The following is a 17523-nucleotide window of genomic DNA, read 5'->3' as shown; positions in this document are numbered from 1 at the left end:
CGTGGCCGTTCAGGCCGGCTTCGCCAGCTTCGCTTCGAGCTCCGTCACCATCGCCGCGCGCAGCGGTTTGGCTTCGCCGTCGGTGCGGCACACCACCACCGTGTCGCAGGTCGCGATGCAGCGGCCGTTCTGGAACATCGCCTGGACGATCGTCCAGCTCGACGTGCCGAGGCGGCCGATGCCCGTCGCGATCAGCACCGGGTCGGGGAAATTGCCCTCGGCGAGGTAATTGATCTCGACCGCGGCGACCATCGTGCGCTCGTTCTCGGGCCGCTCGGCCCAGGGACGGATTTCGCGGTTGAGCAGCACGCGGCCGCTTTCGAACAGCGCCGCAAAGGCCACATTGTTGAGATGGCCGTTGATGTCCATGTCCTGGAACCGCGTCTGCAGATCGAGGTGGACGGGGTAGCTGACGGCGTTCAGCCGCCAGCTCTCCGGTTTCGGCATATCAGCGCGGACCCATGCGGATGCCACCGTCGAGGCGCACGTCCTCGCCGTTGAAATAGCCGTTCTCGATCATGCAGAGCGCGAGATTGGCATATTCGGCGGGGTTGCCGAGGCGCTTCGGGTTGAGCACCGAGGCACCGAGCGCGTCGCGGACATTCTGCGGCGCACCGGCGAGCAGCGGGGTGTCGAAGATGCCGGGCAGGATGGTGTTGACGCGGATATTCTCCGACGCGAGGTCGCGCGCGACGGGGAGGGTCATGCCGACGACGCCGCCCTTCGACGCCGAATAAGCCGCCTGGCCGATCTGGCCGTCTTCGGCCGCGACCGATGCCGTGTTGACGATCGCGCCGCGGTCGCCGTCTTCGGTCGGGTCGAGCGTCATCATGCCCGCGGCCGACTTGGCGATGCAGCGGAAGGTGCCGACGAGGTTGATCTGGATGATCCAGTTGAAGGCATCGAGCGGGAAATGCTTGATGCTGCCGTCTTCCTTCGAGCGGCTGGCGGTCTTGATCGCGTTGCCGGTGCCGGCGCAGTTCACGAGGATACGCTCCTGCCCGATCGCTTCGCGCGACTTGGCGAAGGCAGCGTCGACCGACGCGTCGTCGGTGACGTTGCATTCGCAGAAGACGCCGCCGAGTTCTTCGGCCAGCGCCTTGCCCTTTTCTTCCTGCAGGTCGAAGATCGCGACCTTGACGCCCTTCGACGCGAGCAGGCGCGCGGTCGCGGCGCCGAGGCCCGAGGCGCCGCCGGTGACGACGGCGGATACGGTGGAATCGAGTTTCATTTTTCTCTCCGATTAAGCCCTCCCCTTTAGGGGAGGGGGTGATGGGTCGGTCATCCCCCCGGGATGACCTGGATCAGCCGGGGGCTGATCCACCCAACACCGGTGGGACATGTTGGGGACCGCGAGCCAACAGGCCCTCCCCCAACCCCTCCCGCAAGCGGGAGGGAGATTTCATCAAAGCCGTTCGATGATCGTGACGTTGGCCTGGCCGCCGCCTTCGCACATCGTCTGGAGGCCGTATTTGCCGCCCGTCGCGTCGAGCACGCCGAGCAGGGTCGCCATCAGCTTGGTGCCGCTGGCGCCGAGCGGGTGGCCGAGCGCGATCGCGCCGCCATGCTGGTTGATCCGGGCCGGGTCGGCGCCGAGATATTTGAGCCAGGCGAGCGGCACCGGCGCGAAAGCCTCGTTGACCTCATAAGCGTCGATATCCTCGATCTTCATGCCCGCACGCTTCAGCGCCTTTTCGGTCGCGAACAGCGGCTCCTCGAGCATGATCACCGGGTCGCCCGCGGTCACCGAGATATGGTGGATACGCGCGCGCGGGGTCAGGCCGTGATCCTTGAGCGCCTGCTCCGACACCACGAGCGCGGCCGACGCGCCGTCGCAGATCTGGCTGGCCGAAGCCGCGGTGATCGCACCGCCTTCCTGAAGCAGCTTCACGCCCGCAATGCCCTCGAGCGTCGCGTCGAAACGGATGCCCTCGTCGACCAGATGGACTTGGCGGCCTTCCGGCGTGTCGATCTCGACCCCGACGATCTCGCGCTTGAAGTGGCCGGCCTCGGTCGCGGCCTTGCCGCGGCGATGGCTTTCGAGCGCATAGGCGTCGAGGTCGTCCTTGGTCAGGCCGTGCTTCTTGACGATCATTTCGGCGCCGGCGAACTGGCTGAACATGATGCCGGGGAATTTTTCCTCGAGCCGCTCGGACTTATAATGGCCGAGCCCTTCCTTCATGAACAGGGTCGCGACGCTGCCCATCGGCACGCGCGTCATGCTTTCGATGCCGCTGGCGAGGACGATGTCCTGCGTGCCCGACATCACCGCCTGCGCGGCGAACTGGATCGCCTGCTGCGAAGAACCGCACTGGCGGTCGATGGTGACTGCGGGGATCGAGTCGGGCAGCTTCGAGGCGAGCACCGCGTTGCGGCCGACGTCCATCGTCTGCTGTCCGCCCTGGCTGACGCAGCCGGTGATGACGTCGTCGATCGCCTTGGTGTCGAAGTCGTTGCGGTCGGCGATCGCGTCGAACACCGCGGCGCCAAGGTCGACGGGGTGGACGCCGGCGAGGCGGCCGCCGCGCTTGCCGCCGGCGGTGCGGACGGCGTCTACGATATAGGCTGTGGCCATTGGGGAGTTCCTTTCTGCGTTACCGGGTCAGAGCTTACGCCCGATCAGTTCCTTCATGATTTCGTTCGTGCCGCCGAAGATGCGCGTCACGCGCGCGGCGCGCCACGCGCGGGCGATCGGATATTCGTTCATATAGCCCGAACCGCCGAACAGCTGGAGGCACTTGTCCATCACTTCCCACTGCAGGTCGGTGTGCCACAGCTTCGCCGCGGCGCCTTCCTCGGGGGTGAGTTCCTTCTTCATGTGGCGCGCGAGCGCCCAGTCGAGATGCGCCCAGCCGACCTGCAGCTTGGCCTTGAGGTCCGCGAGCACGAAGCGGCTGTTCTGGAAGTCGAGGATCGGCTTGCCGAACGCCTTGCGCTCGCGCGTATATTCGACCGTATCGTCGAACGCGCGCTGCGCCGAGGCCTGCGCGCTCACCGCGATCGACAGGCGTTCCTGCGGCAGTTCGCTCATCAGGTAGATGAAGCCCTGGCCCTCTTCGCCGAGGCAGTTGGTGATCGGCACGCGGACGTCGTTGAAGAACAGCTCCGACGTATCGGCCTCATCCTGCCCGATCTTGTCGAGGTTGCGGCCGCGCTCGAAGCCCTCGCGGTCGGCCTCGACGAGGACGATCGACACGCCCTTCCATGCCGGCCGCACCTCGGTGTCGGTCTTGACGCAGACGAGGATCAGGTCGGCATTCTGGCCGTTGGTAATGAAGGTCTTCGACCCGTTGATGACATAATGATTGCCATCCTTCTTCGCGGTCGTGCGCATGCCCTGAAGGTCGCTGCCGGTGCCCGGTTCGGTCATCGCGATCGCGGTGATCGTCTCGCCCGACACCATCCGCGGCAGCCAGTGCTTCTTCTGCTCTTCGCTGCCATATTTGACGATATAGCTGGTGACGATGTCCGACTGGAGCGAGAAGCCCGTCGTCGCGCGACCGTAATAGGCGCTCTCTTCGTCGACGATCGCATTATAGCCGAAGTCTAGGCCGAGCCCGCCATATTCCTCGGGAACCGTCGGGCACAGCATGCCGAGCTCGCCCGCCTTCGGCCAGATCGACTTGGGGACGATCTTGTCCTCGGCCCATTGCGCGGCGTTCGGCGCGACTTCCTTTTCGAGGAACTGGCGGACCGTGGCACGGAATGCCTCATGATCCTCGCCATAGGCCGAGCGCGACAGATTATCGAGCGACATGATCTTCCTTTCCCTTGGCGCAGCCGAACGCGAGCGGGGAGTCGGCCGCAATTTTCGACCGCCAACAGACCTTACGTTTACGTGCACGTCAAGTGGAAAGACGCTACGGCGGGAAACTCTTTGACATGTGCTCTTTCCTTCCCCGTCACCCCGGGCTCGACCCGGGGTCCCGCTATTCACCGCCGCTAAGCGGGACCCCGGGTCGAGCCCGGGGTGACGACGGGGTGTGGCGCGAGCAACGAATAGCTTTGCAGACGCTGGGCAGCCGCCGCAGCGCGCGCTAGGCTCGCCCCATGGCCCAACTCCTCCTCGACGCCGGCGCCTTGCTCGGCGAATCGCCGCGCTGGCATGCGCGCGAAGCCCGCCTCTATTGGGTCGATATCGACGCGCAGCAGATCCACCGGCTCGATCCCGCGGACGGCCGCCACGAATGGATGCAGCTCGAGGAACCCGTCGGTTGCGTCGCGCCGCGTGCGGGCGGCGGGCTCGTCGCGGCGCTCGGCGACGGCTGCGCGCTGATCGATGAATGGGGCGCGGTGCCGCGGCCCTTCGGTCCGGCGGCGCTCGCTGCCCTGCCGCACCAGCGCTTCAACGACGGCTGCGTCGACGCCGCCGGGCGGCTGTGGGTCGGCAGCCTGACGAGCGACAAGCCGAAGCGCGACGCCACGCTCTATCGCCTCGATCCCGACGGGGCGCTGACCGAAGTATTCGGCGGGCTGATGACGAGCAACGGCGCGGCGTTCAGCCCCGACGGGCGCATCTTCTATCACGCCGACACCCCGACGCACCGCATCCACGCCTATGACGTCGACCCCGCGACCGGCGACTTGAGCGGCCAGCGGCTGTTCCACGAATTTCCCGAGGGGCATGGCCGCCCCGACGGCGCGGCGGTGGACGCCGAAGGCTGTTACTGGTCGGCGCTGTGGGACGGGTGGCGCGTCGTTCGCCTGTCGCCGACAGGCGAGTTGCTCCAGACGGTCGAGCTGCCGGTGCAGCGCCCGACGATGCTCGCCTTCGGCGGCGCCGACATGCGCACCGCCTTCGTCACCAGCGCGGGCAAGAATTTGAGCGACGAAGAGCGCGGCGCGCAGCCGCACGCGGGGGGCGTCTTCACCTTCCGCGTCGACGTGCCTGGCCTGATCCAGCCGGATTTTGGCGCCTAGGCAGCTTGCACCCCCCTGTCATATCTGGTTAAGACGGCCCCGACATGGTTTCGCCCGAAACCTTTTCCACCGGGAGATCCGAAATATGCCGCGCAGCGCGCCTCATTTTGCCCGTCGCCTGTCGACTCTGCTTGCATCGACTGCGATGCTCATGGGTATGAGCCAGATGACGAGTCTTGCCGCCGAAAATGCCAAGCCCGCCGCCGCGACCGCGCCCGCGGGCGACAATCCGATGCTCGCGCCCTGGACCGGGCCGTTCGAGGGGGTGCCGCCGTGGGACAAGATGGATCCCGAACTGTTCCCCGACGCCTTCCAGAAGGGCATGGCCGAGACCAAGGCGCAGGTGCAGGCGGTGATCGACGATCCCGCGGTGCCGACCTTCGAAAACACCCACGTCCCGATGATGCTCGCGGGCGACACGATGGAGCGGCTCTTCGCGCTGTGGGGCGTCCAGACTTCGAACAAGTCGAACGACCGCGTCGAAGATATCGACGCCGAATGGAGCCCCAAGCTCACCACCTTCTACACCGAGCTGTTCCTCGAGCCCAAGCTCTTCGCGCGCTACAAGGCGGTCTATGACAAGCGCCACGAGAGCGGGCTCAACGCGCAGCAGATCCGCATCGTCGAGCGCAGTTATGAAGAGATGGTGCGCGACGGCGCGAATCTCTCGCCCGCCGACAAGACCAAGCTGGTCGAACTCAACTCGAAGCTCGAGGGGCTGTTCTCGACCTTCTCGTCGAAGCTGCTCGGCGACGAGAAGCTCTACACCTTCGTCACCGACAAGGCCGAGCTCGCGGGGCTCGAACCGGGCTTCGTCGCCTCGCTCGCGTCGGCCGCCGAGGCCAATGGCAAACCCGGCCAGTGGGCGATCAAGAACACCCGCTCGTCGGCGCAGCCGGTGCTGCAGGGCGCGACCAACCGCAAGCTGCGCGAACGCGTCTATAACGCCTTCGTCAATCGCGGCGACAATGGCGACGCCAACGACACCAATGCGACGATCGCCGAAATCCTGAAGCTGCGCCAGCAGCGCGCCGAGCTGCTCGGTTTCCCGACGCACGCGCATTACCGCATGGCCGACACGATGGCGAAGACCCCGGAGGCGGCGATGGGGCTGATGATGAAGGTCTGGCCCGCCGCGGTCGCGCGGGTGAAGGAAGAGGTCGCCGACATGCAGGCGATCGCCGATGCCGACGCCAAGGCGGGCAACGGACCCAAGATCACGATCGAACCCTGGGACTATCGCTTCTATGCCGAGAAGGTCCGCAAGGCCAAATACGACCTCGACGAGAGCGAGGTGAAGCCGTATCTCCAGCTCGACAAGCTCGTCGACGGCATGTTCTGGTCGGCGGGGCAGCTCTACGATTTGGGCTTCCGCGAAAATACCGGGACGATCCCGGTGTTCGATCCGAAGGTGCGCACCTTCGAGGTCTACAACCTCAAGACCAACGAGAATGTCGGGGTCTTCTACCTCGATAATTTCGCGCGCGACGGCAAGCGTTCGGGCGCGTGGATGACGACCTATCGCAGCCAGCAGACGCTGGGCGGCGAGCGCAACGTCCTCGCGTCGAACAACAATAATTTCACCGAAGCCGCGAAGGGCGAGGCGACGCTGATCAGCCTCGACGATGCGCAGACGCTGTTCCACGAGTTCGGCCACGGCATCCACTATCTGCTGCAACATGTTTACTATCCCGCGCTCGCCGGGGTGCCGCGCGACTTCGTCGAATATCCGAGCCAGGTGAACGAGAATTGGCTGATGACCCCCGAGGTGCTGTCGAAATATGCGACGCACTACAAGACGGGCGAGCCGATGCCGCAGGCGCTGGTCGACAAGATCCTGGCGTCGGACAAGTTCAACCAAGGTTTCTCGACGGTCGAATATCTCTCGAGCGCGATCGTCGACATGAAGCTGCACGACCGTGGGGACCCGCCCGCCGACGCCGACAAGTTCGAGCGCGAGACGCTCGCCGAGATCGGCATGCCCAGGGAGATCGTGATGCGGCACCGCTTGCCGCAGTTCGGGCATCTGTTCTCGAGCGACGCCTATTCGGCGGGCTATTACTCCTATCTCTGGTCGGAGACGATGGACGCCGACACCTGGGCGGCCTTCACCGAAGCCGGCGGGCCGTGGGACCGCAGCGTCGCCGACAAGTTCCGCACCATATTGCTGATGACGGGCAACGAGACCGACCGCGCCGAGGCCTATCGCGCTTTCCGCGGCCGCGATCCCGATGTGAAGGCGCTGCTGCGCAAGCGCGGCTTTCCGACCGAATAAGGTCCAACCGGACCGGGGAGGCAAAGGGGGTCGTTTCGGCCCCCTTTGTTTTGGGGCGGCTGGTATCGGTCGGAAGTTGACTAAGTTGACGCCCCATCGCGCGCGGGAACAAGGGGTTAGCGGTGATCGCGGTCGGCGCGCGGCGCCGCGGATGGGCATGGGCGTCATCCCGCAGGGTAGATCATGGCGCGATTTATTAGGAAAGCGATTTTTGCAGCGGCGGGGGCGACGGTTTGGGCAATGCCCGCTTCGCCCTCCAATGCCGCCGTCATTCGGGGTTCCCGCAGGCGGCCGTCTTGACCCGCGCCGCGAAGCGCCGCATCTTCGCGCCATGGCCCGGCTCTACACCAGCTTCGCCGCCTTCTGGCCCTTTTACCTGCGCGAGCATAGCAAGGCCTCGACGCGCGCGCTCCACTATGTCGGGACCAGCCTGGTCGTCGCGATCGCGATCGCCGCGTTCCTGACGGGGCGCTGGGCGTGGCTGATCGCGCTGCCGCTCGCGGGTTATTTCTTCGCCTGGGTCGCGCATTTCGGGGTCGAGAAGAACCGGCCCGCGACCTTCACCTACCCGCTGTGGAGCCTCGCCGCCGATTTCAGGATGTGGGCGCTGTGGCTGACCGGCCGGCTGGGTCCCGAGCTCGACAAGGCAGGCGTCCTGCGGAAAAATCGATCAGACTGACGCAAAGCTCCGCCTGGCGCTTGTTGCGAGTGATTCTTAAATTGGCGCTCTTCCGTTCTTCCGGAGACGCGCCATGCCGACCGACCTCGCCAAGACCTTCACCTATCTCGCGCTGCACCTGACGATCGGGTTCAGCGTCGCTTATGTCATGACCGGATCGGTCGTGCTGGCGGGCGGGATCGCGATCGTCGAGCCGTGCATCAACGCGGTCGCCTTTTTCTTCCACGAAAAGGCGTGGAAGCGCGCGGGCGCGCGGCCTAGGCTGGCCGCGGCCTGACCAATGGCCCCCCGAGTCCCGACCCATCCCCAAGGAGATATGGCATGACCGTCAATCGCGCTTCCGCTCGCTACGAAGGCTTCGGCAAGGAGGGCAAAGGGGCAATCACCACCAAGTCGGGGGTGCTCGACAAGCAGCCCTATGGGTTCGGCACGCGCTTCGAGGGCCAGCCGGGGACCAACCCCGAGGAACTGATCGCTGCGGCGCACGCCGCCTGCTTCACCATGGCGCTTTCCTTCGGGCTCGCGCGTGCGGGATATAGCGGCGACACGCTCGAAACCACCGCCGCGGTGACGCTCGACCAGGTCGAGGGCGGGTTCGAGATTTCGAGCTCGGCGCTGACCCTGATCGCCAAGGTGCCCGGGATCGGCGCCGAGGAATTTGCGGCGATCGCCAAGGAGGCCGAGATGAACTGCCCGGTGTCGAAGCTGCTCGATTGCGAGATCACGCTCGAGCACAGCCTGGAGAATTAGGACCCTCAGGCCGCGCGCCGGATCGGGGGCAGTTCGTCGGCCATGAAGTCGAACAGCCCCTGCGCCGGCGGCGGCAGCATCCAGCTTTGCAGCACGCGGTGGCGGCGGTGGCCGATATGGCTTTCGACGAGCACCAGATTATGCGGGGTCCAGCTCCACGCGAGCAGCACCGGATCGAAGTCGCATTCGCCATAGCCGAGCGTGATGTGGGGGCGCAGGCCCGACTTGCGGTGCAGCGGCTCGATGCCCTGCGCCGCGAGGCGCGCGACAACGCTCTCGTAGAGCGTATGGATCGCGCCCACGCCGCCGACGGTGATCAGCGCGGCGCCCCTATCGCGCGCGACGATGCGGCCGAAGGGGATCGCGGCGGCGGCGGGCGGGTCGTCGCCCAGCGCCGCGGCGACGCGCTGGCGCAGGAAGGGATGCGGCAGCATCGTCTCGGCGATGGTGCAGAGCGTCAGATGATAGAGATGCGGCTTCATCTGCGCGAACATGTCGCCCGTCGGCGGCAGGCGGCGCGCGAGCCAGCCGGCGCGGTCGGCGGCGACCTGGAAGCCCAGGAAATAGCGGAAGATCGGCTCCATCATATTTCTCCGAATCGGACGATGTTCCTATTATGTTCTACATCGGGGCGAGAGTCGAATCGCGATGACCCGAGCAACGGCGCATCGACTTGCGTTCCGAGCGGCGTTAAGATGACAACGGTTACCTTCGGTAGGAGACGGACGATGCGGTCAGCGATCTGGATGGCGGCGGGGCTGTTGCTCGCGGGATGCGGCGGGGGCGGCGCCGACAAGGTTGCGCGTGACGGCACGGCCGAAAAGGCGGTGCTCGCCGAGGGCCCCGAGGCGAAGATCGACGCAATCGCCGCGGCCGACCTGCCCGCCGGGGTGCGCGCGGCGGTGCTCGCGCGTGTGCCCGACATGAACATCGCCGAGGCCGAGCGCAAGGCGCGGGACGGCATGGTCTTCTATGACGTCGAGGGCACGCGCGGCGACGGCAGCGCGGTCGAGCTCGACCTGATCGAGGAAAAGGGCGCGTACCGCGTCGTCGAGATGCAGCGCGACATCGCCTGGGCCGATGCGCCCGCGCCGGTGCGGACGGCGGCCAAGGCGGCGCCCGACGCCTTCGAGCCCGTGCGGGTGATCGAGAGCCTGCAGGAGGACGGCACGACCATCTATGAGCTGTTCGCGCCGGGGCGGCCCGCCGAGCCCGCCGGGGAGGTCGACTGGAAGGACGGCAAGGCCGCGCTCCGCCAGACGCGCAACGCTTATTGAGTGCGCGGCCCGCACGGCGATTTGGCGCAACCATCCTATACAGGCGGCAGCATGACGCCAGACTTCCGCGGTCCTTCGGTGGTGGGAGACGGCGGATGTTCGAGACGACACTGGAAGTGCCGATGGCCGGCGACGGCGCGGCGGATGCGGAGGCGGCGCCGCTGAAGGCGCCCGAACGCGCGGGCAACTCGGTGTGCCCGCACTGCACCTATGTCAATTATTGCGACTGGGATTCGGGGCACAGCGGATCGTGCCATTGCAGCAACGGCCATTATTGGGGCTATGGCTGCTGACGACGGGGCATAAGGGGGACCGGCTCCGGCGGCGGCGTGGATGGCGCTGCCGGGGCCGGGCTATTCCGCGCCCGTAATCCTTTCTTCCCCTGGGCGCAGGGCGGCACGCGGAAACGCCTCGCCGGATCGCCGTCCTCGGTCGCGAGCTGAGGCTTCTGCGCTGCCGTCTGCCAGGCGACGCCCGGCCACCAGCGCCTTGCGGGCGGCGGCGCGGCGGGGGCGAAGGATTCGCCCGGCCGCGGGATCGTGACGGCGACCCCGGCGCAATGGGCGGCCGCGAGGACACGTTCGCCGGGCTCGGTCCAGCCGTGCGGGGCGAGGGTGAACAGCGCCCAGTGGATCGGCACCAGCGTCTTTCCGCGGACGAGCCGGTGCGCCTCGACCGCGAGTTCGGGACCGAGGTGATTGTCGGGCCAGGCGGGGTCATATTGGCCGGCGTCGAGCAGGGTGGCGTCGAAGGGCCCGAGCCGCTGCCCGATCTCGGCGAATTCCGGCATGAAGCCGGTGTCGCCCGAATACCAGACCCGGTGCGCGGGGCCGGCGAGGGCAAAGCCCGCCCATAGGGTGCGGTTGCTCTGGGTGCCGAGCCGGCCCGAGGCGTGGCGCGCCGGGGTCGCGGTGATCGTCAGCGGCCCGATGCGATGGCTGTCCCACCAGTCGAGCTCGACGATGCGGCCGGCGTCGACGCCCCAATAGGCGAGGTGCGATCCGATGCCGAGCGGGACGACGAAGGTCGTGCCGCGCTTGTCGAGGGCGCGCACCGTGGCTTCGTCGAGATGGTCATAATGGTCGTGCGAGATCACCACCGCGTCGATCGGCGGCAGGTCGGCGATGGCGATCAGCGGCGCGTACCAGCGGCCCGGCCCGGCCCAGCCCACCGGCCCCGCGGTCCGGCTCCACATCGGGTCGGTCAGCACGCGCGCGCCGTCGATTTCGACGAGCGTCGAGGAATGGCCGAACCAGGTGATGCGCAGCCCGCCGGGCGGCGGATCGGCGAAGGCCGTCGCGGCGGGGCGGACCGCGGGCACCGGCGCATCGGGCTCGGGTACGGTGACCGCCGAACCGGTCAGCAGGTTGCGATAGGCGGCGGCGCGGTCGATCCAGCCGCCGCGGCGATTGGCGAAGGCGCCATCCCGCCATTGCGGCGAGCGCTCGAGCTTGGCGAGGCGTGTGCCCGAAGGGGTCTCGCCGAAAGCCGTCCATCCGGCGATCGCGAGCCACAGCGCCGTCGCGGCGAAGAGCAGCAGCAACAGTGCGATGGCCCGCCACAGCAGGCGGCCGAGGCGGAGCGCCCTCACTCGCTCGCCGTGCGTGGCGGCAGGCGCGTCACCTGGATGTGCACCGCCTGCCAGCTATCGCCTTTGCGCCGGAAGATGTCGGTGAAGCGGATGCGCACCGCGAAAGGCTTGCCCGCCGAGCGGCCCGACAGCGTGGTCTCGGCGCTCGCGAGCCCGGCGTCGGGGCCCAGCACGGTGATGACGCGGTCGGTGAGCGTGACGGGGTCGTAATCATCACCGACGCCGGTCCAGCCGGCGATGAAATCGCCTTTGCCGAGCCGCCGCCCGTCGCCGTCGATGAAGACGAGGTCGTCGGCGACCATCGCCTCGAGCGCGGCCCGGTCCTGCGCGATCTGCGCCGCATCGAAGGCGTCGGCGAAGGCGGTGATCGCCGCGACCTCGTCGGCGCGGGCGGGTACAGCGAGGATCGCGAGGACGGCGCCGAGCGACAAGGCTGTTGCGCGGAAGCGGTGCATGCGGATCGGTTCCTCCCTTACCCTTGTCCGATGGTCATAGCATGGCGCCGCGGCGCGGCAATCGCTCCACCGGGCGGTTGTCAGCGCGGAGCTTTTGCGACACGGTGGCGGCGACGGACGGGGCCAAGGGACGGGCGATGAGCGATTCCAAATATCGGATACGTTATGATCTGGGCGGGCAGGGCGCGCCCGCTCCCGCGCGCCCGACCGAGGCGCCGCTGATCGAATTCCTCTGCGATCCCGAACTCGCGGGCAAGATTCCGCCGCCCGAGCGCGCGATCCGTTTCGCCCCCGACTGGTTCAAACGGCTGAACCGCGAGATGGGCATGACCTACGAGAACGGCCTGCCCGCGATGACCGCCAAGGCCTGCCTGCCGATGACCGACGCCTTTTCGCTGGGCTTCGTCATCCCCTTGCCCTTCGACGTGCTGATCGACGTGCCCGAGGACCGGGTGTCGATCCGCATGGGCTGGGCCGAGGGTGTCGCCTTCCAGCCGGTCGAACAGCACCACCCGGGGCAGATCGGCGCGCCCGAGCCGCCGTTCGAGCGCGTGATGCCGCTGAAATTCATCAACCCGTGGCGGGTCAAGGTCCCCGATGGCTATTCGGTGCTGTTCGTCCAGCCGCTGAGCCGCCCCGACCTGCCCTTCACCTGCTTTTCGGGCTTCGTCGATTGCGACCGCTTCGACACGACGGTCAACTTCCCCTTCGCCTGGACCGGGCCGGTCGGCGAGCATGTGCTGCCCGCGGGGACGCCGATCGCGCAGCTGATCCCGATCCGCCGCGACACGCTGATCAAGCAGGACCGCGCGCGCGGCTCGACCGCAGCCGAGTTGGCCGAGCAAGCGGCGGCGCGCGACAAGAAATATGGCGAGGAATCGGCCTATATGCGCGAGTGGCGGGTCAAGAAATGACCGAAGACGGGAGCGGCCAAGACGATGATCTGTCGCTCGTCGACCCCGTCAACGCCCGGTTGCGCCGCCTGCCCGATTGGAACGCGGTGCGCGCCGCGCATGTCGCACGCGCGGCCGACATCGCGCCCGATGCGACGCTCGCCAGCCTGACGCGTGAAAAGGCGTCCTATCGCGGCATCGGGGCGCAGCGCCAGCTGACCACGCTGTTCGCCGCGGCGGTCGACCAAGCCTATCTCGACGAGATTTGCGAGCTCGAGGCGCTCGACTATCTGTGGCTCGGCTGGCCGGTGACCGCGCGCGACCTCTCGGGGCTGGCGAAACTCGAGCGGCTCAGCTTCCTCAAGCTCGACAGCCCGCGCAACGTCACCGACTTCGCGCCGCTGACCAGGCTTCCCGCGCTCACCCATTTGTTCGTCGAAAATGCCAAGCATATGGACGGGCTCGAATGGCTTGCGCCGCTGCGCGACCAGCTGGCGGTGCTGGGGATCGAGGGCAGCCTGTGGACGATGCAAAAGCTGGCGTCGCTCGCGCCGCTCGCGGGTTTTGGCTTCGAGGCGCTGTGCCTGACGTCGGTGCGCCTGGTCGACAAGGAGCTGACCCCGCTCGCATCCTGCCCCGAGCTCCGCCACCTGATCTGTGCGCGCTTCGCGCCCAAGGCGCGCTTCGAGGAATTGAAGGCGCTGCGCCCCGACATCGCCTGCCTGTGGTTCGACAATTACGATCTCGCGATCGGCGCTTGATCTCAACCGGGGTTGAGCTTTCATAAGGCGGGCCGATGATTCGCCGACCGGAGATTTGCCCCATGAGTCAAGCCGCCAACGCCGCCCCGCCCCTCGTCGACCTTCCCGCCTATCTGGCGCGGATCGGTTATGACGGGCCGCTTGCCCCGACGCTCGAGGTGCTCACCGCCTTGCAGGCGGCGCATGTCGCGGCGATTCCGTTCGAGGCGATCGACGTGCTCGTCGGCGAGGGGGTCGACCTCGACCCCGTAGCGATCGACGCCAAGCTGATCGGCGCGCGGCGCGGCGGCTATTGCTTCGAGCAGAACGGGCTGTTCCTGCGCGTGCTGGGCGCGCTCGGTTTCGAGGTCGCGGGGTTGATCGCGCGGGTGCGCTGGATGCTGCCCGACGATGCGCCGCCGACCCCGCGCACGCACCAGCTGACGCGCGTGACGATCGGCGGCGCGGCGTGGCTGGTCGACGTCGGTTTCGGATCGGCGGTGCCGGCGGCGCCGCTCCGCCTCGGCGCCCTGGGCGCGCAACCGACCGCGCACGAGCCGTGCCGCGTCGTCGATACGGGCGGCGGCTGGCGGGTCGAGGCCGATATCGAGGGCAGCTGGATGACGCTCTATGACGTCGATCGCGTGCCCGCGGCGCCGATGGATTACGAGGTCGGCAACTGGTACACGTCGCAGCACCCCGCCTCGCATTTCCGCCACCAGCTGATCGCCGCGCGCACCACCGCCGACGCGCGCCTAGCGCTGCGCGACAACCGGCTGACGATCCGCCGGCGCGGCGCGGCCGCCGAGCAGCGCTATCTGGGCGCCGACGAGATCGAGGCGGTGCTGGCATCGACCTTCGGCCTGGCGGTGCGGCCGCACTGGCGTCGCGCGATCGAGCGCGCGGCGGTGATCGAAGTCGCCGCCTAGGCCGCTTCGCAGCATCGGGATTCCGCCAGCGGCCAGCGACCGTGCACGATATGGCGCCCCTCGCCGGTGACGCTTTCGACGAGCAATATCTCGGTGACGGTCCATTCGACCGGCGCGATCGCCTCGGCGCCGAGGCCGTCGCCGCGATAGTCGATCGTGACGTGCGTCTCGGTCGGCAGGTTGAAGGCGGTGAAGCCGTGCCGCTGGAAATATTCGGCAAGCTGCCGCTGGAAATCCCACGCCGCGACCAGCGGCAGCGAACTGCGCAGCGTCGTCGCGTCGCGGCATTCGATCCGGTCGAACTGCACCGCGAAGGCGCCGGCTTCGAACCCGTCGATCCCGCGCATCAGCATTTCGAGGAAACCCACGGGCGCCGCGGCAAGGTCGACGAAGGCGGCGAGGGTGACGTGCAGCAGGTCCGCGCCGCGGCCCCGGTCGCAGCGCGGCAATGCCTGGATGCGCGCCGCGACATCGGCGGGCGGTTTGGCCATCAGGTAGAGCGGGCGTCTGGCGAAGCTTCTGCGGGGCATGATCGGCTCCTCGTCGCGACGAATCGCGGTTGAACGATGGCCTCTGCATTTAGAACAAATAGGGAACAAATTCAACCCGCCGCTGCGGCCTAGTCGCAGCCCTTGCCCTCCTTCCGCGCCGCCCAGCCGATCGCGCCGTCGAGCAATTCGAGGTGCGCGGCATCGCTCCACGCCTCGGCCTTGTGGCCGAGCGCCGAATAGAAGATGCGCGCGCGGCCCTCGCAGCGCCACCAGATCAGCGCATGCTCGCCCATCCGCAATTCGGGTTCGAGGCGCATCTTCGCCTCGTCGAGGCGGACGAGGACATGCGCGTCGGGGGCGGGCGGGGCGTCCCAGCTGTAATATTCGTCGGTCCAGCGCCACATAGCCGGAAGATGCGCGGTCGCGGGGTGGCCGCGGTCGGCGACAATCAGGTCGCTGGTCTGGAACTGGTCGGCGCCACCCGGATGGCCGGTGAATTGGCCGTTGCCGCGCAAGTGCACGAACCAGCCGGGATGGCTGCCGTCGCCCGCGCTGTGGAGGCCGACGAAGCCGCCGCCGCGCGCAATGAAGGCCTGGAAGGCGGCGCGCTGGTCGGGGGTATAGATGTCGCCGCTGGCGTTGGCGAAGACGATGACGTCGAATTTCGCGAGCGCGTCGGGGTTGAACACCGCGGCATTTTCGGTCGCGAAGCTGCTCCAGCCGCGCGCCTTCACGAGGCGCTCGATCGCCGGCACCGCCTCGGCGATGCTGTCGTGGCGATAGCCGTTGGTCTTGCTGACGATCAGCACCGCGGGGCGCGCGAGGTCGGGGACGGTGGGCGCGATCTGGTCGAGCGTCGGCGTCGGGCGCCGCGGGTCGGGCGCGGCGGGCGTGGCCTGCAGGGCGAGCAGCAACGCGGCGGCGAGGTTGGCGATCATGTCACTCTCCCTTTTTTCTCCTGCCTATAACGTCGGGTCTCGCCGGCGAAGCGGTATCGCTGCGCTGCATTGCTATTCAAACAGGGCCGAAGGGCCGCGCCGCGTGCGCCTCTGCGCATCGGCACGGCCCTTCCTGGCGGCGTCAGCGGCAGCGCACGTTGTCGCGGTCGATCGCCGCGCCCGCCGCGCCGCCGGCGACCGCACCGATCACCGTGCCGAGCGTTTCCGAGCGGCCTTCGGCGATGACGTTGCCGAGCACGCCGCCGGCGATCGCGCCGACGATCAACCCGGTCGAGCCATCGTTGCGGCGGCAATAATATCGGCCGTTGCGGCCGCGATAGACGCGGTCGCTGTTCGACAGCCGGCGTTCGCGATAACGGCGGTCGCCGCGATAATAATCGTCGGCATAATAGCCGTTGCGCCGCGGATCGGGGCGGTCCCAGTCGTAGCGGCCATATTGGTCGGAATAGGCGCGGTCGTAATAGCCATAGCCGCCGTCGTCGTAGCCGGCATAGCCGCCGGTCGAGGCGCAGCCCGCGAGTGCCGTCGCGGCAGCAAGCGGAAGGATCATGAGTCTGTTCATCGGCATCACTCCAAAGGTCGCGTGCCGGGCGAAAGGCGCGGGGCAAGCGGATGGCCCCTCTGCCCTTCTAGACCCTTGAAAGCATGCATCGTTCCGCGCCTATCGCGGAGGCCTGCCAGGCAGCACCGCGGGATTGACCATCGGCGGCGCGTAGCGGCGGACAGTGCCGGTGAAGATGCCCGCGGCGATCGCGGGGTCGGCGGCGAGCATGGCATCGGCGGCCGCCTGGTCGGCGGCGCGCAGCAGGACGAGCCCGCTATCGCTGCCGACGGGCCCCGCACTGGCGATGCGGCCCTCGCGAAACAGCGCCATCCAATAGTCGAAATGCGGCCGCAGCCCCTGTTCGGCGAAAGGCTTGCCGGGTTTCCAGGCGGGCCCCGGCGCGAGGATCAGCGCGAAGAGCGGTTCGGCAGGCGCCTCCGCCGCAGGCGCGGCCGCAGGTTCGGCGGCGACCGGGGCGAGGGGCAGGAGGAGCGCGGCGAGCGCGGCAGCGGCAAGAAGTCGGATCGTCATCGGCGGTTCTCCCTGATCATTGTCCCTCTGCCGGCGCGGCGCTCAATCGATGATCTCCGCCCCCTCGGCCTTCAGCCGTTCGAGGTTGGCCTTCATCGCGGCGAGCACCTCGGGCGGGTGCGGGGTCCAGCTTTCGACCTCGCCAATAATGCGCAGCGGTGCGCGGCTGCGATAGCTGCGCGTCGGGTTGCCGGGGAATTTCTTGTCGGTGAGATTGGGGTCGTCGAACCAGTCGCCGGTCGGCTCGACGATGTAGATGCGCTCGCGGGCGTTTTCATTTCCTTCCGGGCCGGCGGCGAGCTCGCAGCCCCAGATCGCCGACTCCAGCGCCGCGGAGAAATAGATCCACGAGAGCGGGGTGCGGTCGGCGTAATTGCTCGCCCAGCCCGCGGCGAGCAGGTCGCCGACGGCGAGGTCGGCGCGCGTGCCGTGGTAGAAGGTGGCGCCCCGGTCGGGGCCATTTGGGGCGTCGGGGCCGGTGGGGGCGGG

Annotated in this window: 22 protein-coding genes; 10 read left to right on the top strand and 12 right to left on the bottom strand. The window is 67.9% G+C overall.

Translation table 11 applies throughout. From position 1 onward, the window contains the following. Positions 1–9 precede the first annotated feature (9 nt). The 4 genes from ATE62_RS14050 to ATE62_RS14035 form a co-directional block, all read right to left on the bottom strand. Entirely contained in the window at positions 10–447 is a 438-nt protein-coding gene (locus tag ATE62_RS14050; protein ID WP_058807996.1) for an acyl-CoA thioesterase, read from the bottom strand. A gap of 1 nt (position 448) precedes the next feature. Continuing rightward, the gene (locus tag ATE62_RS14045) at positions 449–1231 is read right to left on the bottom strand and encodes an SDR family NAD(P)-dependent oxidoreductase (RefSeq protein WP_058807997.1); all 783 of its coding nucleotides are present in this window, start codon (positions 1229–1231) and stop codon (positions 449–451) included. A gap of 174 nt (positions 1232–1405) precedes the next feature. Continuing rightward, the gene (locus tag ATE62_RS14040; RefSeq protein WP_058807998.1) at positions 1406–2575 is read right to left on the bottom strand and encodes an acetyl-CoA C-acetyltransferase; all 1170 of its coding nucleotides are present in this window, start codon (positions 2573–2575) and stop codon (positions 1406–1408) included. Positions 2576–2602: 27 nt separating this feature from the next. After that, positions 2603–3757 (bottom strand): acyl-CoA dehydrogenase family protein, encoded by a 1155-nt coding sequence (locus ATE62_RS14035; protein WP_058807999.1) that lies wholly within the window; start codon positions 3755–3757, stop codon positions 2603–2605. Between the two features lie 293 nt (positions 3758–4050). On the opposite strand from ATE62_RS14035, the gene ATE62_RS14030 reads away from it, so the two are divergent. The 5 genes from ATE62_RS14030 (at position 4051) to ATE62_RS14010 (ending at position 8624) form a co-directional block, all read left to right on the top strand. Continuing rightward, complete coding sequence (locus ATE62_RS14030; RefSeq protein ID WP_058808000.1) at positions 4051–4920, top strand: SMP-30/gluconolactonase/LRE family protein; 870 nt, start codon at positions 4051–4053, stop codon at positions 4918–4920. Between the two features lie 166 nt (positions 4921–5086). Beyond that, entirely contained in the window at positions 5087–7195 is a 2109-nt protein-coding gene (locus tag ATE62_RS14025; protein ID WP_231736272.1) for a M3 family metallopeptidase, read from the top strand. A 331-nt stretch (positions 7196–7526) separates the two neighbouring features. Further along, positions 7527–7874 (top strand): DUF962 domain-containing protein, encoded by a 348-nt coding sequence (locus ATE62_RS14020; protein ID WP_058808002.1) that lies wholly within the window; start codon positions 7527–7529, stop codon positions 7872–7874. Between the two features lie 73 nt (positions 7875–7947). Next, positions 7948–8151, top strand: coding sequence for a DUF2061 domain-containing protein (locus ATE62_RS14015; RefSeq protein WP_058808003.1), 204 nt, complete (start codon positions 7948–7950; stop codon positions 8149–8151). Positions 8152–8195: 44 nt separating this feature from the next. After that, a complete protein-coding gene (locus ATE62_RS14010; RefSeq protein ID WP_058808004.1) occupies positions 8196–8624 on the top strand; it encodes an OsmC family protein in 429 nt (142 codons plus the stop codon). Positions 8625–8629: 5 nt separating this feature from the next. Here ATE62_RS14010 and ATE62_RS14005 read toward each other — a convergent pair whose 3' ends face one another. Continuing rightward, positions 8630–9211, bottom strand: coding sequence for a 2'-5' RNA ligase family protein (locus ATE62_RS14005; protein ID WP_156422284.1), 582 nt, complete (start codon positions 9209–9211; stop codon positions 8630–8632). A gap of 141 nt (positions 9212–9352) precedes the next feature. Here ATE62_RS14005 and ATE62_RS14000 point away from each other — a divergent pair, with 141 nt between their 5' ends. Together ATE62_RS14000 and ATE62_RS13995 are read left to right on the top strand one after the other, a co-directional pair. Next, the gene (locus tag ATE62_RS14000) at positions 9353–9901 is read left to right on the top strand and encodes a hypothetical protein (protein ID WP_197411665.1); all 549 of its coding nucleotides are present in this window, start codon (positions 9353–9355) and stop codon (positions 9899–9901) included. Positions 9902–9996: 95 nt separating this feature from the next. Then, positions 9997–10194 (top strand): hypothetical protein, encoded by a 198-nt coding sequence (locus ATE62_RS13995; RefSeq protein WP_058808006.1) that lies wholly within the window; start codon positions 9997–9999, stop codon positions 10192–10194. Here the strand turns inward: ATE62_RS13995 and ATE62_RS13990 are convergent. Both ATE62_RS13990 and ATE62_RS13985 read right to left on the bottom strand, forming a co-directional pair. Continuing rightward, complete coding sequence (locus tag ATE62_RS13990; RefSeq protein WP_082662815.1) at positions 10182–11492, bottom strand: MBL fold metallo-hydrolase; 1311 nt, start codon at positions 11490–11492, stop codon at positions 10182–10184. The two genes, ATE62_RS13995 and ATE62_RS13990, sit on opposite strands and share 13 nt — an antisense overlap. Further along, positions 11489–11947 (bottom strand): nuclear transport factor 2 family protein, encoded by a 459-nt coding sequence (locus ATE62_RS13985; RefSeq protein WP_058808007.1) that lies wholly within the window; start codon positions 11945–11947, stop codon positions 11489–11491. Before ATE62_RS13985 ends, ATE62_RS13990 begins: the two co-directional genes overlap by 4 nt. A 137-nt stretch (positions 11948–12084) precedes the next feature. On the opposite strand from ATE62_RS13985, the gene ATE62_RS13980 reads away from it, so the two are divergent. The 3 genes from ATE62_RS13980 to ATE62_RS13970 all read left to right on the top strand — a co-directional run bounded on the left by ATE62_RS13980 (position 12085) and on the right by ATE62_RS13970 (position 14509). Next, the gene (locus tag ATE62_RS13980) at positions 12085–12861 is read left to right on the top strand and encodes a hypothetical protein (protein WP_058818539.1); all 777 of its coding nucleotides are present in this window, start codon (positions 12085–12087) and stop codon (positions 12859–12861) included. Beyond that, the gene (locus ATE62_RS13975) at positions 12858–13601 is read left to right on the top strand and encodes a hypothetical protein (protein WP_058808009.1); all 744 of its coding nucleotides are present in this window, start codon (positions 12858–12860) and stop codon (positions 13599–13601) included. The genes ATE62_RS13980 and ATE62_RS13975 overlap by 4 nt, the downstream gene beginning before the upstream one ends. Positions 13602–13663: 62 nt before the next feature. After that, positions 13664–14509, top strand: coding sequence for an arylamine N-acetyltransferase family protein (locus ATE62_RS13970; RefSeq protein ID WP_058808010.1), 846 nt, complete (start codon positions 13664–13666; stop codon positions 14507–14509). On the opposite strand, the gene ATE62_RS13965 is transcribed toward ATE62_RS13970, so the two are convergent. The 5 genes from ATE62_RS13965 to arr all read right to left on the bottom strand — a co-directional run. Next, entirely contained in the window at positions 14506–15039 is a 534-nt protein-coding gene (locus ATE62_RS13965; RefSeq protein ID WP_156420529.1) for a 2'-5' RNA ligase family protein, read from the bottom strand. The genes ATE62_RS13970 and ATE62_RS13965 overlap by 4 nt on opposite strands. A gap of 89 nt (positions 15040–15128) precedes the next feature. Beyond that, the gene (locus ATE62_RS13960; protein ID WP_058808012.1) at positions 15129–15938 is read right to left on the bottom strand and encodes a ThuA domain-containing protein; all 810 of its coding nucleotides are present in this window, start codon (positions 15936–15938) and stop codon (positions 15129–15131) included. A gap of 142 nt (positions 15939–16080) precedes the next feature. Further along, positions 16081–16521 carry a glycine zipper 2TM domain-containing protein gene (locus ATE62_RS13955; protein WP_058808026.1) on the bottom strand — a complete coding sequence of 147 codons (441 nt, stop codon included), beginning with the start codon at positions 16519–16521 and terminating at the stop codon, positions 16081–16083. A 99-nt stretch (positions 16522–16620) separates the two neighbouring features. Beyond that, on the bottom strand, positions 16621–17034 hold the full coding sequence (locus ATE62_RS13950; protein WP_058808013.1) for a hypothetical protein: 414 nt from the start codon (positions 17032–17034) through the stop codon (positions 16621–16623). Positions 17035–17076: 42 nt separating this feature from the next. After that, positions 17077–17523, bottom strand: a 447-nt coding sequence (arr, locus tag ATE62_RS13945) for an NAD(+)--rifampin ADP-ribosyltransferase (RefSeq protein ID WP_058818538.1), incomplete at its 5' end; no start/stop codon positions are given.

The organism is Sphingopyxis sp. HIX (assembly GCF_001468285.1).
Taxonomy (GTDB): Bacteria; Pseudomonadota; Alphaproteobacteria; order Sphingomonadales; family Sphingomonadaceae; genus Sphingopyxis.
This window is presented reverse-complemented; position numbering and strand designations above follow the sequence as displayed.

Excerpts from the sequence above, each read along its gene's own strand:
- ATE62_RS14000 (WP_197411665.1), top strand. The coding sequence starts at position 9,353 with ATGCGGTCAGCGATCTGGATGGCGGCGGGGCTGTTGCTCGCGGGATGC.
- ATE62_RS13975 (WP_058808009.1), top strand. The coding sequence starts at position 12,858 with ATGACCGAAGACGGGAGCGGCCAAGACGATGATCTGTCGCTCGTCGAC.
- ATE62_RS14040 (WP_058807998.1), bottom strand. The coding sequence starts at position 2,575 with ATGGCCACAGCCTATATCGTAGACGCCGTCCGCACCGCCGGCGGCAAG.
- ATE62_RS14015 (WP_058808003.1), top strand. The coding sequence starts at position 7,948 with ATGCCGACCGACCTCGCCAAGACCTTCACCTATCTCGCGCTGCACCTG.
- ATE62_RS13965 (WP_156420529.1), bottom strand. The coding sequence starts at position 15,039 with ATGCCCCGCAGAAGCTTCGCCAGACGCCCGCTCTACCTGATGGCCAAA.
- ATE62_RS14035 (WP_058807999.1), bottom strand. The coding sequence starts at position 3,757 with ATGTCGCTCGATAATCTGTCGCGCTCGGCCTATGGCGAGGATCATGAG.
- ATE62_RS13950 (WP_058808013.1), bottom strand. The coding sequence starts at position 17,034 with ATGACGATCCGACTTCTTGCCGCTGCCGCGCTCGCCGCGCTCCTCCTG.
- ATE62_RS14030 (WP_058808000.1), top strand. The coding sequence starts at position 4,051 with ATGGCCCAACTCCTCCTCGACGCCGGCGCCTTGCTCGGCGAATCGCCG.
- ATE62_RS13960 (WP_058808012.1), bottom strand. The coding sequence starts at position 15,938 with ATGATCGCCAACCTCGCCGCCGCGTTGCTGCTCGCCCTGCAGGCCACG.
- ATE62_RS14020 (WP_058808002.1), top strand. The coding sequence starts at position 7,527 with ATGGCCCGGCTCTACACCAGCTTCGCCGCCTTCTGGCCCTTTTACCTG.
- ATE62_RS14050 (WP_058807996.1), bottom strand. The coding sequence starts at position 447 with ATGCCGAAACCGGAGAGCTGGCGGCTGAACGCCGTCAGCTACCCCGTC.
- ATE62_RS13985 (WP_058808007.1), bottom strand. The coding sequence starts at position 11,947 with ATGCACCGCTTCCGCGCAACAGCCTTGTCGCTCGGCGCCGTCCTCGCG.
- ATE62_RS14025 (WP_231736272.1), top strand. The coding sequence starts at position 5,087 with ATGACGAGTCTTGCCGCCGAAAATGCCAAGCCCGCCGCCGCGACCGCG.
- ATE62_RS14045 (WP_058807997.1), bottom strand. The coding sequence starts at position 1,231 with ATGAAACTCGATTCCACCGTATCCGCCGTCGTCACCGGCGGCGCCTCG.
- ATE62_RS13955 (WP_058808026.1), bottom strand. The coding sequence starts at position 16,521 with ATGAACAGACTCATGATCCTTCCGCTTGCTGCCGCGACGGCACTCGCG.
- ATE62_RS13970 (WP_058808010.1), top strand. The coding sequence starts at position 13,664 with ATGAGTCAAGCCGCCAACGCCGCCCCGCCCCTCGTCGACCTTCCCGCC.
- ATE62_RS13980 (WP_058818539.1), top strand. The coding sequence starts at position 12,085 with ATGAGCGATTCCAAATATCGGATACGTTATGATCTGGGCGGGCAGGGC.
- ATE62_RS14005 (WP_156422284.1), bottom strand. The coding sequence starts at position 9,211 with ATGATGGAGCCGATCTTCCGCTATTTCCTGGGCTTCCAGGTCGCCGCC.
- ATE62_RS13995 (WP_058808006.1), top strand. The coding sequence starts at position 9,997 with ATGTTCGAGACGACACTGGAAGTGCCGATGGCCGGCGACGGCGCGGCG.
- ATE62_RS14010 (WP_058808004.1), top strand. The coding sequence starts at position 8,196 with ATGACCGTCAATCGCGCTTCCGCTCGCTACGAAGGCTTCGGCAAGGAG.